This is a genomic window from Sulfitobacter noctilucicola (assembly GCF_000622385.1).
GTDB lineage: Bacteria > Pseudomonadota > Alphaproteobacteria > Rhodobacterales > Rhodobacteraceae > Sulfitobacter > Sulfitobacter noctilucicola.
Genome location: NZ_JASD01000008.1, coordinates 2,111,780 through 2,126,836, shown reverse-complemented (window position 1 = coordinate 2,126,836; position 15,057 = coordinate 2,111,780). Strand labels below are relative to the sequence as shown.

At 57.5% G+C, this 15,057-nt stretch carries 18 protein-coding genes; 6 read left to right on the top strand and 12 right to left on the bottom strand.

What is annotated here, in order from left to right; translation table 11 throughout:
* Positions 1–24 precede the first annotated feature (24 nt).
* Entirely contained in the window at positions 25–1,461 is a 1,437-nt protein-coding gene (locus Z946_RS0114040; RefSeq protein WP_025056362.1) for a Glu/Leu/Phe/Val family dehydrogenase, read from the bottom strand.
* 365 nt (positions 1,462–1,826) lie between these two features.
* Between Z946_RS0114040 and Z946_RS0114035 the strand changes: the two genes are divergently transcribed.
* The 3 genes from Z946_RS0114035 to Z946_RS0114025 are packed head-to-tail and all read left to right on the top strand — an operon-like array spanning position 1,827 to position 4,338.
* Positions 1,827–3,245, top strand: a complete 1,419-nt coding sequence (locus Z946_RS0114035; protein WP_025056361.1) for a Tad domain-containing protein — start codon at positions 1,827–1,829, stop codon at positions 3,243–3,245.
* Positions 3,242–3,781 carry a TadE/TadG family type IV pilus assembly protein gene (locus Z946_RS0114030; RefSeq protein WP_025056360.1) on the top strand — a complete coding sequence of 180 codons (540 nt, stop codon included), beginning with the start codon at positions 3,242–3,244 and terminating at the stop codon, positions 3,779–3,781. Before Z946_RS0114035 ends, Z946_RS0114030 begins: the two co-directional genes overlap by 4 nt.
* Positions 3,781–4,338 (top strand): TadE/TadG family type IV pilus assembly protein, encoded by a 558-nt coding sequence (locus Z946_RS0114025; RefSeq protein ID WP_025056359.1) that lies wholly within the window; start codon positions 3,781–3,783, stop codon positions 4,336–4,338. Before Z946_RS0114030 ends, Z946_RS0114025 begins: the two co-directional genes overlap by 1 nt.
* A 76-nt stretch (positions 4,339–4,414) precedes the next feature.
* On the opposite strand, the gene Z946_RS0114020 is transcribed toward Z946_RS0114025, so the two are convergent.
* The 5 genes from Z946_RS0114020 to Z946_RS0114000 all read right to left on the bottom strand — a co-directional run bounded on the left by Z946_RS0114020 (position 4,415) and on the right by Z946_RS0114000 (position 7,004).
* Positions 4,415–4,918: a hypothetical protein gene (locus Z946_RS0114020; RefSeq protein WP_025056358.1), complete on the bottom strand. Its 504-nt coding sequence runs from the start codon at positions 4,916–4,918 to the stop codon at positions 4,415–4,417.
* Between the two features lie 65 nt (positions 4,919–4,983).
* A complete protein-coding gene (locus Z946_RS0114015; RefSeq protein WP_025056357.1) occupies positions 4,984–5,490 on the bottom strand; it encodes a periplasmic heavy metal sensor in 507 nt (168 codons plus the stop codon).
* Positions 5,483–5,851 (bottom strand): hypothetical protein, encoded by a 369-nt coding sequence (locus Z946_RS0114010; RefSeq protein ID WP_241461336.1) that lies wholly within the window; start codon positions 5,849–5,851, stop codon positions 5,483–5,485. The genes Z946_RS0114015 and Z946_RS0114010 overlap by 8 nt, the downstream gene beginning before the upstream one ends.
* Entirely contained in the window at positions 5,841–6,428 is a 588-nt protein-coding gene (locus Z946_RS0114005; RefSeq protein ID WP_037969760.1) for an RNA polymerase sigma factor, read from the bottom strand. Before Z946_RS0114005 ends, Z946_RS0114010 begins: the two co-directional genes overlap by 11 nt.
* Before the next feature lie 54 nt (positions 6,429–6,482).
* A complete protein-coding gene (locus Z946_RS0114000) occupies positions 6,483–7,004 on the bottom strand; it encodes an EF-hand domain-containing protein (RefSeq protein ID WP_025056354.1) in 522 nt (173 codons plus the stop codon).
* A 188-nt stretch (positions 7,005–7,192) separates the two neighbouring features.
* Here Z946_RS0114000 and Z946_RS0113990 point away from each other — a divergent pair, with 188 nt between their 5' ends.
* On the top strand, positions 7,193–7,612 hold the full coding sequence (locus tag Z946_RS0113990; RefSeq protein ID WP_025056353.1) for a DUF983 domain-containing protein: 420 nt from the start codon (positions 7,193–7,195) through the stop codon (positions 7,610–7,612).
* Between the two features lie 36 nt (positions 7,613–7,648).
* Positions 7,649–8,344 carry an NUDIX hydrolase gene (locus Z946_RS0113985; protein ID WP_025056352.1) on the top strand — a complete coding sequence of 232 codons (696 nt, stop codon included), beginning with the start codon at positions 7,649–7,651 and terminating at the stop codon, positions 8,342–8,344.
* A 50-nt stretch (positions 8,345–8,394) separates the two neighbouring features.
* Here the strand turns inward: Z946_RS0113985 and Z946_RS0113980 are convergent, their stop codons facing one another.
* Entirely contained in the window at positions 8,395–9,312 is a 918-nt protein-coding gene (locus Z946_RS0113980; RefSeq protein ID WP_025056351.1) for a DMT family transporter, read from the bottom strand.
* 15 nt (positions 9,313–9,327) lie between these two features.
* Positions 9,328–10,278, bottom strand: coding sequence for a fatty acid desaturase (locus Z946_RS0113975; protein ID WP_081780832.1), 951 nt, complete (start codon positions 10,276–10,278; stop codon positions 9,328–9,330).
* 105 nt (positions 10,279–10,383) lie between these two features.
* Between Z946_RS0113975 and Z946_RS0113970 the strand changes: the two genes are divergently transcribed.
* The gene (locus Z946_RS0113970; protein ID WP_025056349.1) at positions 10,384–11,244 is read left to right on the top strand and encodes a helix-turn-helix domain-containing protein; all 861 of its coding nucleotides are present in this window, start codon (positions 10,384–10,386) and stop codon (positions 11,242–11,244) included.
* A 30-nt stretch (positions 11,245–11,274) separates the two neighbouring features.
* Here the strand turns inward: Z946_RS0113970 and Z946_RS0113965 are convergent, their stop codons facing one another.
* The 4 genes from Z946_RS0113965 to bcoG are packed head-to-tail and all read right to left on the bottom strand — an operon-like array spanning position 11,275 to position 14,957.
* Positions 11,275–12,024 carry an SDR family oxidoreductase gene (locus Z946_RS0113965; RefSeq protein WP_025056348.1) on the bottom strand — a complete coding sequence of 250 codons (750 nt, stop codon included), beginning with the start codon at positions 12,022–12,024 and terminating at the stop codon, positions 11,275–11,277.
* Positions 12,021–13,493, bottom strand: coding sequence for a carnitine 3-dehydrogenase (locus Z946_RS0113960; RefSeq protein ID WP_025056347.1), 1,473 nt, complete (start codon positions 13,491–13,493; stop codon positions 12,021–12,023). The genes Z946_RS0113965 and Z946_RS0113960 overlap by 4 nt, the downstream gene beginning before the upstream one ends.
* Positions 13,490–14,008: a lipocalin/fatty acid-binding family protein gene (locus tag Z946_RS20745; protein ID WP_025056346.1), complete on the bottom strand. Its 519-nt coding sequence runs from the start codon at positions 14,006–14,008 to the stop codon at positions 13,490–13,492. Before Z946_RS20745 ends, Z946_RS0113960 begins: the two co-directional genes overlap by 4 nt.
* A gap of 37 nt (positions 14,009–14,045) precedes the next feature.
* Positions 14,046–14,957, bottom strand: a complete 912-nt coding sequence (bcoG, locus tag Z946_RS0113950) for a 3-dehydrocarnitine:acetyl-CoA trimethylamine transferase BcoG (protein ID WP_025056345.1) — start codon at positions 14,955–14,957, stop codon at positions 14,046–14,048.
* Positions 14,958–15,057 lie beyond the last annotated feature (100 nt).

Sequence of the window (15,057 nt, the reverse complement as noted above, 5' to 3'; positions counted from 1 at the left end):
CGCGTCTGGAATTATGCAGCTGTCCTACAATCCCTTGGCGCGGTAGCTTGCGGCCACCTTTTCGATCGACACCAGATAAGCCGCGGTGCGCAAGTCTTCTACGTCATCGCGCCCGTGCCAGACGTCGGCCATGGACTGGTATGCCGTCGACATCGTGTCATCCAGCCCCGACCGGACCAGTTCCAACTCGCCCGCGCCGCGCAAATACTTGTCTTTGAAGTTCGGACTTAGCTGCCAGCCGATGCCGCTGTCGGCGGACAGCCGCTCCAATTCGTCCACGACCAACTGGTGACGCGCTTCTTCTTGACGGCGTTGCATGCGCCCAAAGCGGATATGGCTGAGGTTCTTGACCCACTCAAAGTAGGATACCGTCACACCGCCCGCATTCGCATACATGTCCGGAATGATTACCGTCCCCTTGCTGCGCAGAATGTCGTCAGCCCCCGCCGTTACCGGACCATTGGCTGCTTCGATGATCAGCGGTGCCTTGATATTTTCTGCGTTGCTAAGGTTGATCACCCCCTCAAGAGCCGCCGGAATAAGGATATCGCATTCCGTCTCCAGCATCTTGGCACCTTCCTCCGCGCTCTCTACGCTGGAGCTTGGATAACCGAGGATCGAACCGTGCTTGCCGATCCAGTCATAGACTGATTGCACATTCAGCCCCGCCTCATCGTGCAAAGCGCCGTCGCGTTCAATAATTGCGGTGACTTTGCAACCATCTTCCTCGCTCAGAAACTTGGCCGCGTGATAGCCGACGTTGCCTAAACCCTGCACCACGACCCTTTTGTCTTTTAGCGTGCCGGTCAGCCCCGCTTTTTCCATTCCCTGTTTGTCGCGGAAAAACGCATGCAGCGCATACTGCACGCCACGACCTGTCGCTTCGGTCCTGCCCTGAATACCGCCCGCGTTGATCGGCTTGCCGGTCACGCAGGCCACGCCGTTGATGTCCGTGGTGTTCATCCGTTTGTACTGATCGGCGATCCACGCCATCTCACGCTCTCCGGTCCCCATATCGGGTGCCGGTACGTTCTGTGCGGGGTTGATCATGTCCCGCTTGATCAGCTCATAGGCAAAGCGGCGGGTAATCAGTTCCAGCTCGTGATCGTCATATTCGCGCGGATCAATACACAAGCCACCCTTGGAGCCACCAAAGGGGGCTTCGACCAGCGAACACTTATAGGTCATCAGCGCGGCCAGCGCCTCCACCTCGTTCTGGTTCACGCCAAGGCTGTAACGGATGCCGCCTTTCACCGGCTCCATATGTTCTGAATGAACTGATCTGTAGCCTGTGAATGTCTGGATCTTGCCGCGCAAGCGCACACCAAAGCGGACGGTGTAGGTCGCGTTGCAGACGCGAATTTTCTCTTCCAACCCGGCAGGCAGGTCCATCAACGCAACAGCACGGTTGAACATAATGTCGACACTATCGCGGAAACTCGGCTCGTTCTTGGTTTGCATCTGGTTCTCCTGTTCGTCTCGCCTCCAAGATCGGGGGCTGTGGGGGAGCATCGCGGACAGGCGACTCGGCTCAAGGCTGGGTCCGACCATAGGCTGCAAATTTGCAACCTGCGACTTTATTCATCGTTAACGCGATTCCTTACACTGGCCACAGTATAAGGCCGTTTTGAAGCCGACTGTATCTGATGGCGCAACAACCGCCCAACTTCGGCTGCATTGATGCTCAAACATGTCCAAAAATACCTATATTTGCCAATAGTTTGCCCCATTTCCGCCACGTTCTGACGGCACAACAGACCAACGGAAAAGTCCGCCCACTGAATGGGAACACCCCGAAGAGGGTTAGGCTGGAAAGGTTAACGATTATGAAACGACAAATGAAAGAGTTTCGCGACTTCACCGCGTTCTACCGCAGTTTTGCGAAGGAAGAGGACGGCATGGTCACGATCTTTGCATGCTTCATGATCTTCTGCATGATTATGATCGGCGGTATCGGTGTTGACATGATGCGCCACGAGATGGAGCGCACGCGCATTCAGGCTGTTGCCGACCGCGCTGTGCTCGCTGCGGCTGACCTTGACCAGTTGTTGGACCCCACAGCGGTTGTTCATGATTACTTTGCCAAGTCTGGCATGGCCGACTTTGTTTCAAATGTCGAAGTGAACCAGGGCCTGAACTTCCGTAATGTTAAGGTGGACGCGTCCACCACCGTCAAAACGCAGTTCATGGACTACCTTGGCGTCGACAATCTGATTGTGCCGGGCGTTTCGCGCGCTGAGGAGAAGGTCAACAAAGTTGAGATTTCCCTCGTGGTCGACATCTCTGGTTCGATGAAGAACAACGGCAAGATGGACAACCTCAAGAACGCGGCGGCGACGTTCATCGACACCGTGCTGGACGATACTGACGAAGACCTTATTTCCGTATCGCTCGTTCCTTATTCAGAGCACGTGAACGCTGGTCCGATGATCTATGACCAGCTGAATGTGAACACGCTGCACAACTATTCACACTGCATCGAGTTTCCGGACAGTGAGTTCTCAAGCGTCGCGCTCAACAAGACAATGACGTACGAGCAGATGCAGCACTACCAGTGGAACAGCTACTCCAATGAATCCGGCAATACTCAAAACACGCGGTATGACACCGTTTGCCCTCGCTATTCTTACGAACGGATCATTCCAACGAGCCAGAATGCCAGCTATCTCAAAGGGCAGATCTCGCAGCTCAAGCCGCGTGCGGGTACGTCGATCTTTTTGGGCATGAAATGGGGCTCGGCTATGCTCGACCCCTCGTTCCGCTCGATCAATTACCAGCTTGCCAATCAGGGCAACGTCGACGCTGTCTTTGCCAACCGTCCAACCGGTTACAATGATGACGAGACGCTCAAGACGATCATCCTTATGACGGACGGTCAAAACGACAAATCAATGCGGATCCCGGACTACTATTACGACTCAAGCTCCGAGATCGTGCACTGGGCGAACTACAACCTGAACTACTACCTCAGCAGATATGTGAATTCTTACTACCATAGAAACTTCTACACCCAGAAGTATGATGCGTCTCAGGGTGACGGTTTGCTCTCAAGCGTCTGTGAAGCTGCGAAAGAAAAGAAGATCGTCATCTGGACTATTGGTTTTGAGGTTCAGGACCACGGTGCAAACGTGATGCGCGACTGCGCTTCCTCACCCAGCCACTTCTTCCGGGTGGAAGGCGTCGAGATCACCGAAGCGTTCTCGTCCATCGCCCGCCAGATCAACCAGCTGAGGCTCACACAATGATACAGCCAGTCAAAAACTTCCTGCGGCGTTTTCGCCGCAGCGAGGACGGCTCCGCCCTCGTGATTGAATTCTGCATTTTTGTTCCGCTCTTGTTCGGTGCATTCCTGATGGCGGTTGAAATGGGTATCTACTCCATGCGCCAGATGTATCTGGACCGCGGCCTGGACCTCGCTGTGCGCTTTGTGCGCCTCAACACGAACGAGGATTACACGCACGACGACATCAAACAGATGATCTGTGACAACTCGGGTTGGCTTGAAAACTGCGGAGAGACACTGCGCCTCGAGATGGTTTCGATCAACCCGCGCGACTTCGCCCAGTTCGAACAAACTGCGGACTGTGTCGACACGTCAGAACCTGTTGAACCAGTACGCGGTTTCACCTTGGGTCGCGAGAACCAGATGATGATGCTGCGTGCCTGCATCAAGTTCGACCCGATCTATCCAACAAGCGGTCTGGGTTACGCATTTGAAAAAGACGGTTCCGGCAAGGCCAAGATGGTCTCCTCCGCAGCCTTTGTTCAGGAGCCAGGTTAATGTTCTTAGCACGGATCAAATCCCGCCTGTCCGGTTTTGGCCGGAACGAAGACGGCACCATCGCGCTTGAAGCTATGATTGTTCTGCCTGTGATGTTCTGGGCATTCCTGTCGATGTTCTCAATCTTCGACGCTTTCCGGACGTATAGCATCAACCAGAAGGCGGCCTTTACCATTGGCGACTCTATCTCGCGTGAGACAGCACCACTGGATCAGGCCTATCTTACAGGAACGCTCCAGCTGTTCGAATACCTGTCGCAAAGTCAGGGACAATCGGCGCTGCGTGTCTCGTCCCTCTGGTATGATGCTGCGCAAGACCGCTTCTTCGCGGACTGGTCGAAAAGCAACGGTACCGTGGCTGAACTGAGCAGCGATGACGTCGAGACGTGGCAGACCAAATTGCCAGTCCTGCCTGACGGTGAGCGTATCATGCTGGTTGAGACATGGAGCGAATACGATCCGCCCTTCGCAACTGGTCTGGAGCGTCGCGAGATCACCAATTTCGTGTTCACCCGTCCCCGTTTTGCACCGCGCGTGTGCTGGGAACAGTGTAACTAGACAGTTCGAAGTCGCCAATGGCTGATGCCTTGAACAACCTTCATAACGAGTGACAAAGTAAGCTGCGCGATCCGCCCTATTGGTGCGGGTCGCGCAATGCCATCATGGCCGCCAGAACTTCGGACATGAATTTGGTCTGGCTGCCGGGGGTCATGCCGCCGATGCCTATGCGGCGGCCGATGCGCCACCACAGACCCGGACGCCATGCACGCGGCGCAGACGTGCTGGTCCGCAACAAAAAGCCATTGGACGGTTTGAAAGCAAAAACGCCGCGGTCCATGCCTTCGACATCTTCGACCCGCGCGATCAATGTCCCGTCGCCATCGCGGATTTCGGTTCTGGTGAGTTCTATGCAGCTTGCCGTCGCGCGGCGCATCTTGTCTGCCAACCACAACGATCCGACACCGATGCACAGCAGGAATATCTGCCAGCCCATGCTGGGCGGGCGCACAAACGAAATGTAGATTACCAGCACGCCCAAAAGCGCGAGGGAAACCAACCCCAGAAACCGGCGTCCATTGGAAGCCTTGGCCGTGGCCAGCACTTCATCCTCATCGCCGAGTGTGTCTTCAAATTCCATATTGCGCTCCGTCCCTGATTGCTTGCGTCCCTACCGCGCAGCACCCATCAGAGCAAGCGGGCGGCTCAGGGCTTGCGCCCGTCCTTTTTGAATCGCCTTTCATTCAGCTGTTCTTCAAGCCGGTCTGCCACCATCATGCGGTCAGCGTGCGGCATGGTCCCGACAATACGCAACCATGCTGTCTGCGCACGGGCCTGAGCATTCTGTGCTGCCTCGGATTGGCCTGACAGCAAGGCCGTTGCGGAATCTGCATCAAAAGGATCAGCCCGCAAAATTTCAGCCATTTCAAGGTAAACACCCCGTCGCCCCTCACGCGTGGACATCACGGACGGATTGCCCTGACGCATGCTTTGCCGCAGGTCCCGCCGCGCCTCGCGTGGCAGTGCGCGCACAAAAGGTGTGCCATAACTTTGCGCGATATCACGAGGACCGCGCTTTTGAGGGCCGTCACCAATGTGGCGCAGGGCCGCTCCGGCAAACACACCGACAAAAGCCAGGTTTAGCGCCAGAGAGATGCCGAATGCCCATTTGAAAGCGCGGGGCAAGCGCCGTGCGGATTGAGTGTTATCCATCGGTCGCATCCTCTTCGATATCCCAGCCAAAGGCCGACACCCCTGCGCTGTCAAAACTATCTTCCGTGTATTCGGTCTCTACGCCCCACACTGTCGCTGTCAGATCTGGCACCGCATCGGGTGGTGCAATACCCAGCCAGAACCCCACGCAGCTGGCAGTAACCAGCCCGCTCAGACCGGGTATACCGCCCAAAGCCCCGAGCCAGTCACGCCAGCCCTTGAAAGCCGGCCTTGGCTGTTCCTGCTGCGCGTCTGCCAGCACCCGTTCCATCAAGGCATCGGGAGCATGCGGAGGCGTGGCACGCGCCTGCTGAAACAAGTCTTCCAGCATGGCATCGTTGTTCTGGTTTCTACTGGTCATCTTCATATCCCAATGCCTCTCGTTGCCCGTGCAATACCTTGGCCAGTGCACGTTTTCCCCTAGCCGTGAGGCTTTCAACAGCCTCGACCCCTGTGTCAAGAATGGCCGCAATCTCCGGATTGGCCAATCCCTCAATGTGTCGCAAGACCACTGCCTGTCTTTGACGATCCGGAAGGGTGTCCAAGGCGGCCTGCAACGCATCCCGACGGGTTATTTCCTGAAGCCGTTGCTCGACACTCATTGAGGGATCAGCGGGTTCTTCAATCTCGTCAAGGCCGGGTCCGCGACGGCGGCGCAGCCTGTCGGTACATAAATTTGCAGTCACCCGGTAAATCCACGTCGTCACCTTGGCCTCGCCTGTGCGCCATTCCGGCGCAATTTTCCATAATCTCAGCAGTGCTTCCTGTGTCACGTCCTCTGCCTCTGCCCCGTCACCCAGAACACGAAAAGCATGTCCATAGACGCGCGGCGTCAGCGCGGCCGTCAAGGCCCGCGCCGCTGTCGTGTCACCCTGAGCATAGCGTTCAAGCAACGCGGCCTCGGGGTCTGCTTCTTCAGGCACTATCTGGTTGTACATTTGCATGACGTAGCAGACCGGAGGCGCAACAAAAACCGCCTCCGGTCCAATCGCTTAGTTCGAATGGCGCTTGCCACCCTGACGTGCCTTGGCGAACTCTTCGGCACTCAAGGCACCATCACCATCTGCATCAAGACGTTCGAGCATCTTTGCCGGATCACGACGCTCCGTCATCTCGGCCAAGGACACTTTGCCGTCCTTGTTGGTGTCCACACGTTCCATCATCTTGCCCGCACGCTTGCCTTGACGTTTTCCGCCAGCGGCTTCCAGCTCTGCCGCGTCCAGTGTGCCATCGCCATTGGTATCATGCTTCTCGAGCATCTTTTCAGCCCGCTTTCCTCCGCGCGCGCCCTGCATCTCTTCGGCTGTCAGAAAGCCGTCACCGTTCGCATCGGCTGTCGCAAAGCGTGCCGCCGCATGGGCGCGAAGCTCTTCTTGCGTGACAGAACCGTTGCCGTCCGCGTCGATCTGCTCGAACATCCCACCCTTGTCACCCGACTTTGCCTGAGCGGCCACGCCGCCTACAGCAATCAGTCCGGCCAAGAGGGCAATCTTTGTGTATGAAGCGTTGATCATGTCATTCTCCTGTAATGATCCATCGACCCGGTTTTTCCGGGCCAGATGATCATCAAACGGGCCATCACCGGCTTTCCGTCGAAAAAAGTTTCAGATGTCGAAATTTGCGACATCGCGCCGCAATAGCTATCTGAGGTCTTTCAATTCTCGCCCATCAGGCGCACATGGAATGCAGAGTAGGACAACAAATGACCGATCAAGCCCAGCATGCCGATTCTTCTATGCCTTTGACCGACACCTCGGAGGAGCGACCTTTCTGGGGCGCGATCCTGCGCGGATGGCGCGGCAAATGTCCGAACTGCGGCTCCGGTCCGATCCTGAAAAGCTATCTTAAGGTCAATGACGACTGCGCTGTGTGCAAGCAGGAGCTGTTTCACCACAAAGCCGATGATGGCCCTGCCTACCTGACGATCCTGATCGTCGGTCATCTGATGGCGCCGATGCTGCACTGGGTCTTTGTTAAATGGCGTCCCGAGCCTTTGACCCTGTTCACCATTTTTGCGGTTGGCTGTGTCGGCCTGTCGCTTTACCTTCTGCCCAGACTGAAGGGAGCCATGATCGGCTTTCAGTGGGCCAAGGGCATGGGCGGGTTCGGCGACGACACCTGACCCCCGTCCCGGTCTGAACAAGGACGGGACGCATCTATGACCATCGACAAAAGCCAAGTACGCAACGCTGCAACGGTGATCGTCCTGCGCGACCGACTGACAGCGCCCCGCATTCTGATGGGTCAGCGCGGTGCCAAGGCTGTGTTCATGCCCAACAAGTTCGTTTTTCCCGGTGGCGCTGTGGACGCAGGGGATGCCGACATTCCGCTTGCCAACCCGCTACCCGAAACCTGCCATTCACGCCTTGCCGAAGATGCCGACGCCACCCTCGCCCACGCCATTGCCGTTGCTGCAGTGCGTGAATTGTGGGAGGAAACCGGCCTTATTCTCGGCACACCAGGCGCATGGGATCACACACCGCCCCCTGATTGGGAGACTTTCGCCGCTACCGGTCACCTGCCGGATGCCTCAGCGTTGCAATTCACCTTCCGCGCCCTGACGCCCCCCGGCCGCCCGCGCCGGTTTGATGCGCGTTTCTTTTTGGTGGATGCCGACGACATCGCAACAGACCTCGATGACTTTGACGCCGCGTGCGACGAGTTGAGCCACCTGCAATGGGTACCTCTGGATAAGGCACGTTCCTTTGACATGCCCTTCATCACCGAAGTTGTGCTGGCAGAGGTCGAAGCCCGTGCCGACGACCGATCACCGCCCGCCTCCGTTCCCTACTTCAAAAACAACGATGAAGAGAGCCTGTTCCTTCGCCTGCGCGGCACTCCAATGCCGGAGTAGGCGTTGCAAAGCAGGGTTCGCAGCAAAGGAACACTGTCAGCGAAGTGGTATTAGATCACCAGCACCAGCATGACCAGCGAGCAGACCAAAACGGCCATGCCGATCAATTCCCGCGGAGAGATACGCTCGTGGAAGAAAAGGGTTGATGCCGCCATGCTCAGGATCAACTCGATCTGTCCCAGTGCGGCCACATAGGCCACGTTCTGCACCGCAAATGCGATGAACCAGCACAATGACCCCGCCATTGAAGTTAATCCGATCCAGACCGCCACCCGCCGCGCATCCCACACCGCACGCATCTGGCCCGGCTCGCGCAAGCGCAACCAGACCACCATCATCGCCGTTTGTATGCTCACCACCGCTGCCAGTGTCACCACCGCACGCAGCACAGGGTCATCTGCCGCCACTGCCAGTGTCGCGCCGCGATAACTGACACCCGAAAAGGCAAAAAGTATGCCCGAGGCAAGCCCCAACCCCACTGCACGGTTGCCTATCTCGCCCAGACTGAACCCCTTGGTGTCCGGGTTTGCCGAAAGGATCAGCACACCTGTGATGCCCAAGGCAATTGCACCGAACCCCAGCGGCGAGACCCCTTCGCCCAGCAACAGCCACCCTACCAGAACGGTTTGGATGACTTCGGTTTTCTTGAACGTGATGCCTACCGCAAAATTGCGCTGTTTGAACAACAGCACGACGCAGACCGTCGCCAAAATCTGGGAACCCGCCCCCAAAATACCAAAGCCCCAGAACGAAGCACTAACCGCAGGCAGGCGGGTGTCCGAATAGACCAGATAGAGCGCTGAAAGGGCCAGTATGAACGGCAGTGAATAGAAGAACCGCGCATATGTGGCCCCTGCTGCCGAAAGCGTTGCAGTCGCCAAATGCTTCTGCAGCATGAAGCGGACGGTTTGAAACGCGGCAGCTGCCAGCGTCACGATGATCCAGAATTCGGGGACGAAAGCGTTCATCCCACTGCTATAGGTCTATTTATGACCCCTTCGCCAGAGCGGATGCGCGACGGGATCTTTGGCGCGCAGCAAATACTGCGCAAAGATCGTCCCATATGAACGGTACACATACCCCTGATTTCGCGCGACAAATGCAGCGCGGCGGGCACGGTACACCGAAGGCAATCTGTACCACGCCACCTGCGGGTGGATGTGGTGCACCGCATGATAGTTATTGTTGAGAAATAGAAACGCCAGTGGACCGCTATCCTCGATAATCACGGTGCGTCCTGATGCGCGCTCATGTGCGCGGTGTTCCAGAAAGGTGCGGATGCGAAGGACAGATAAGGCTCCATAACACGCAAGAAGATAGCTCCACAGGCTCACCTCGGACCATGCTACCACACCAAGCACCAGCAACACGCCCGGTACATGCGAAACCCAATGGGCAAGCACTTTGGTGTCCCCCTTGGCAATCCGGCGTAGGTCACCCGTCCAGAATACCGCCAGCCCGATAGCAGGTCCAAGGATCATGCGGCCCAGCAATGTGTTGTTCATCTGTAAAACAAGTCGCAGCAAGAACGGGACACGTTCCCAAACCGCCGGGTCAAGATAGTGGGATTCAGGATCGTCGTAGGGGTCAGTCAGACGGGCATCATGATGGTGCGCGAGATGCTGCTCTTTGAACCTGAGGTAGGGAACAAAGAGCCCTGGCTGGATCAATCCGATGGCCGTCGAGATGCGATTTGAACGCACCACGATACCATGCAGCAACTCGTGGCTTAACGATGAATGCAACGTCAGCGACAGAACCAGCAACACAAAGCTGAAGGCCTGCCACCCTTGCGGCATGCTGAGCGCAAGACCCCAGACCAAAAGGCAACCTGTCAGCACGCTGAAGGTACGCCAATCTACGGTTACAATTCGGGTGGGCGGTGTTTGCTCTGAGGGGGCTTGGCTAAGCTGCGGTAGGAGGGCGGTGGTCATTTAATTCCGATCACATCAGTTTTGACCTAGACTGCATAAGCCTTCCGATGTGGACAATTCGGACAACGATTAACATTTCCCACATCTTGTGATAACTTTCACCAGATGCAGAGAAAACTCACCAAGAATGATCGCGCCCTGACCTTCCGCGCGCGCCTCTCTCAGGCGCTTGGCGAAAGCGATTTGACACAAAGCGGTCTGGCCCGCGCGATCGGCGTTGATCGCTCCACCCTGTCACAAGCGCTCGGCGGTGCGGCCACACGGCTTCCCAGTGCGCATGTCGTGGGGGCGGCGGCGCATGCTTTGGGCGTGTCGTCGGACTGGCTTTTGGGTCTTTCCGACCGTCCCGAAACGGCCGCTGATCTTGTCACCAACAGTTTCGAGATTTCACAGGCCCCGCGTGCTTTGGTAGACGAACAGATCTATGCATGGCATCGCGAAGCGGCTGGATACAAAATCCGGCATGTTCCCGCAACCTTACCCGATATGCTTAAGACCGAAGCCATGCTGCAATGGGAATACGGCCCCCATCTGGGCCGCACCACTCAGCAGGCGATCAATGCGTCCCGCGACAGATTGGACTGGATGCGGCAAGCCCGGTCCGAATATGAAATCGCAATGCCACTTTACGAGATCGAAAGTTTTATCCGGGGCAGCGGCTACTATGCCGGTTTGCCGGTCACAACACGGCTTGATCAGACGGATCAGTTGATCGCTCTGAGCACGCAACTTTATCCGCGTCTGCGGCTCTACCAATTCGATGCCCGCAAGCTCTATTCCGCGCCCGTTACGATCTTTGGCCCTCTGCTCGCGGTCTTCTACGCTGGCGGGCACTATATGGCCTTTCGCGACCGCGCGCGCATCGAAACATTTACCACCGATTTCGACGTGCTTGTCCGCGAGGCCCGCCATACCGCTCGCGATTTTCCCGATGTGCTTAAAGACATGCGGCAACTGATCCGGTAGAGCGCCACACGCGATTACGCCGCGTCTGTCTCAGCCGACTTTTGGATCGGGATTTTCTGTGTGACCGTCAACGGCGATCACCTGCCCCGAGACGCGCCGCGCCTTGGGTGACGCGAGAAAGACCGCCATATCGGCAATATCGCGTGCTTCTACAAATGACCGCATTGATGTTCCTGATGCATAACCGTTGTATACTTGATCCCGCGTCATACCTTTGGCTGCGGCCTCACGCGCAAGAACACCCTCCATGCGCGGCCCCTCCACCGACCCCGGACAGATCGCATTCGCACGGATGCCATATGGGCCAAGCTCCATCGCGAGTGTTTTCATCAAACCGATGACGGCCCATTTCGCCGCCGAATAGGGTGCGCGGTTCGGGTAGCCGAACAGACCAGCGGTGGATGAAACCAACACAATTGACCCCGCTTCAGCAGCCTTCATCATGGGTGCTGCGTATTTCGACGCCAGAAATGCCCCCTCAAGGTTGACGCTCACACAAGCGCGCCAGTCCGAAAGTGCCACGTCTTCAACCCGCGCAGTCGGACCCGCGATGCCTGCGTTTGCACACAGAACATCCAAACCATCCATCTGCGCAAAGACCCCTGCCATCTGCGTCTCATCGACAGCGTCCGCCTGGTGGCATACCCACGCGTCCGGGCACGCCTTCAACGCAGCCGCGTCGACATCGGTCACCCAGACCTCATATCCCTCGTCTGCAAAACCCTCCGCCATGGCGCGCCCGATCCCGGATGCGCCTGCGGTGATGAGGACCCGTTTCATCGCGGCCCGCCGATTGCGCGACCCAGCCCTTCCGGTCGGGGCAGAGAGGTATGCCCCTTGGCGATCCGCGCCAAGGCGGCCTCGATCTGCGGCGAGGGCGGTGCCGGTTTGCGCGTCTCAAGGCTCACGTGCAACAGGAAATGCTCGCCTGTTGCAAGAACACGGTCGCCCTCCCGCATGGTGTGGAACAAGTGCATCTTCTTGCCTTCGCCCAGCACAACCTGCGTATCAATCGTGATCACAGCCCCTGCGTGCACTTCATCCAGATGCCGTATATGCGACTCGGCCGTGAAATAGCTTCCGCCGTTCGAGATATATTCCGCGTCACAACCAATCATCTCCATGAAACGGTCCGTCGCGTCCGCGAAAGCCTGCAAGTAGCGGCTCTCGGTCATATGTCCGTTGTAGTCTGTCCAATCCAGCGGCACGGTCCGCCGCGCGGTCAGCACCGGCTTATCTGCAGGCACATCATCCGCTTTTGCACCCAGCGGCCTGCCGTCTCGCATCAGTTTTTCCTGCGCGTTCAACAACGCGCCGGCACCCCAGTCCTGCGCTTTCAATCCGCGCATCATCGTGACCAGATTGTTGTCCCTGATCCGCTCCAGCTCGCGAATGGAATAGGCACCCGATTGCGCGTCTGATTGACCGGCAATTAAATCTACCAGCTCGTCTGTGAATTCCGGCACATCCATCAGCTTGGTCCAAGGCCATTTCAGTGCCGGACCGAACTGCGCCATGAAATGCTTCATTCCTGCTTCACCACCCGCCACGCGGTAAGTCTCAAACAGGCCCATTTGCGCCCAGCGGATGCCGAACCCGTAGCGGATCGCGTCGTCGATCTCTTCGGTGGTGGCAATGCCGTCTTTCACCAGCCAAAGCGCTTCGCGCCATACAGCCTCAAGGAAACGGTCCGCCACATGCGCGTCGATCTCTTTCTTCAGATGCAACGCGTGCATCCCCAGCGACGAAAGCACGGACTTCGCCTTCTCGACGAGCGCAGCATCGCCAGCGTCGCCCGGTACAAGTTCCACCAGCGGCAAAAGGTAGACCGGATTGAACGGATGCGTGACCATAATCTGGCCGGGCCGTAGCGCACCCTGCTGCAATTCGCTCGGCTTAAAACCGGAAGTCGAAGAGCCGATCACGGCACTCGCGTCGCAGTTTGCCTGTACTTCAGCAAACGTCTCGTGCTTGATGTCCAGCCGCTCTGGTACGCTTTCTTGTATCCATTCCGCTCCATCAACTGCGCTTGCGATGGTTTCGTGAAATGTGATCGCGCCCTCATCCGGCAATGCCACATCCGTTAATCCCGGCAAGGACCGGCGGGCATTGGCCATCACCTCTCCAATCTTGCGCGCGGCTTCTGGATCCGGATCAAAAACCTGAACGTTCCAGCCGTTCAATACGAACCGCGCGGCCCAACCGCCGCCAATGACACCGCCACCGATGATCGCTGCTGTTTTCGTCATTTCACCACCTGCATCTTGGCTATGTCCCAGCCATTAAAGTCCAAAATTTCTGTCGCGGCCTTTACTCTGTCAGGTGCGGTTTTGCGGCTCCTGCCCAAAACCGCAGCCCAGCGCCCGTCTGCATCACCGACCGCCGCCGTGCGAAACCCTTCGTCGACCCACATAACGACCAGCGTGCTGTCACCGCCCATTTCGCGCAGTATGCCCGGTGCAGGCACCGAATAGGCGGTCAAAGTGTCGCCAGCCCTGCGTAGGAAAACACCATCGGTGGCGACCTGATAGGTCACGGACCGCTCACATTCGCCAAGGCACCGCACCGTCTGCCAGTCACCCGCAAACCGTCCCGCCTCGAACCGGCTGGTCCCGCCCAGTGGTACGGTTGGGTTCCGCAAACCAATTTCGATCTCGGGCAAGGGCTCCGCAGTACAACCCACGAGAAACATGGCCATCGCGCCCATCGCAGCGCGCAGGCCAAGACGCGTCACGCTGACATTCTCAGATACAGGGCTTTTCATAACCAAATTCCCTGCCGCAATGCGCTTGGTACCGAGGTCACTTCGGTGCGCGTTTTTGCAAGCCGAGCTTCTCGCGGACTTCCGCAGGTCCGATCACACGTGCGCCCATGTTTTCGATGATGGTGCCCGCGCGCTCGACCAACTGCCAGTTTTCAGCCAACACACCTTTGTCCAGCCAGAGGTTATCCTCCAGCCCTACGCGTACATGGCCGCCCGCCAGAACGCTGGCCGCGACATAAGCCATCTGGTTGCGCCCCAAACCGAAGGCGGAGAACGTCCAGTCATCCGGCACATTGTTGACCATCGCCATAAAAGTATTCAGATCATCCGGCGCCCCCCAAGGCACCCCCATGCACAGTTGCACCAAAGCAGGACTGTCCAGCACGCCGTCCTTAACCAGCTGTTTTGCATACCATAAATGGCCCGTATCAAAAGCTTCTATTTCCGGTTTAACGCCCAATTCTGTCATCATCCGTCCCATGGCGGTCAACATGCCGGGGGTGTTGGTCATGACATAATCGGCTTCGGCGAAATTCATCGTGCCACAGTCAAGCGTGCAAATCTCCGGCAGGCAGTCGGCAACATGGGCGACCCGCTCGGACGCGCCAATCATATCGGTGCCTTGCTGGCTTAACTGCATCGGATTTTCCGTGCCGCCGAAAACGATGTCTCCACCCATACCGGCGGTAAGGTTCAGCACCACATCTGTTTCGCTGTCGCGGATGCGTTCCGTCACTTCTCGGTAAAGGCGCAGATCGCGGCTGGGCTGGCCGGTCTCTGGATCACGCACATGACAGTGCACAACTGCAGCCCCCGCTTTTGCGGCCGCAATGGCGCTTGTCGCAATCTGTTCGGGCGAGCGCGGCACATGCGCAGATCGGTCCTGCGTGCTGCCGGAGCCGGTGACGGCGCAAGTGATAAAGACGTCGCGGTTCATCGAAAGAGGCATGTCGGAGGCTCCTTGGTCAGAGTGGTTTCGGGGACCATGCGACAGGACGTTAGCGGACGCCATGCCGAAAACGACATCTCAGCATTTTCCGGCGCACGAA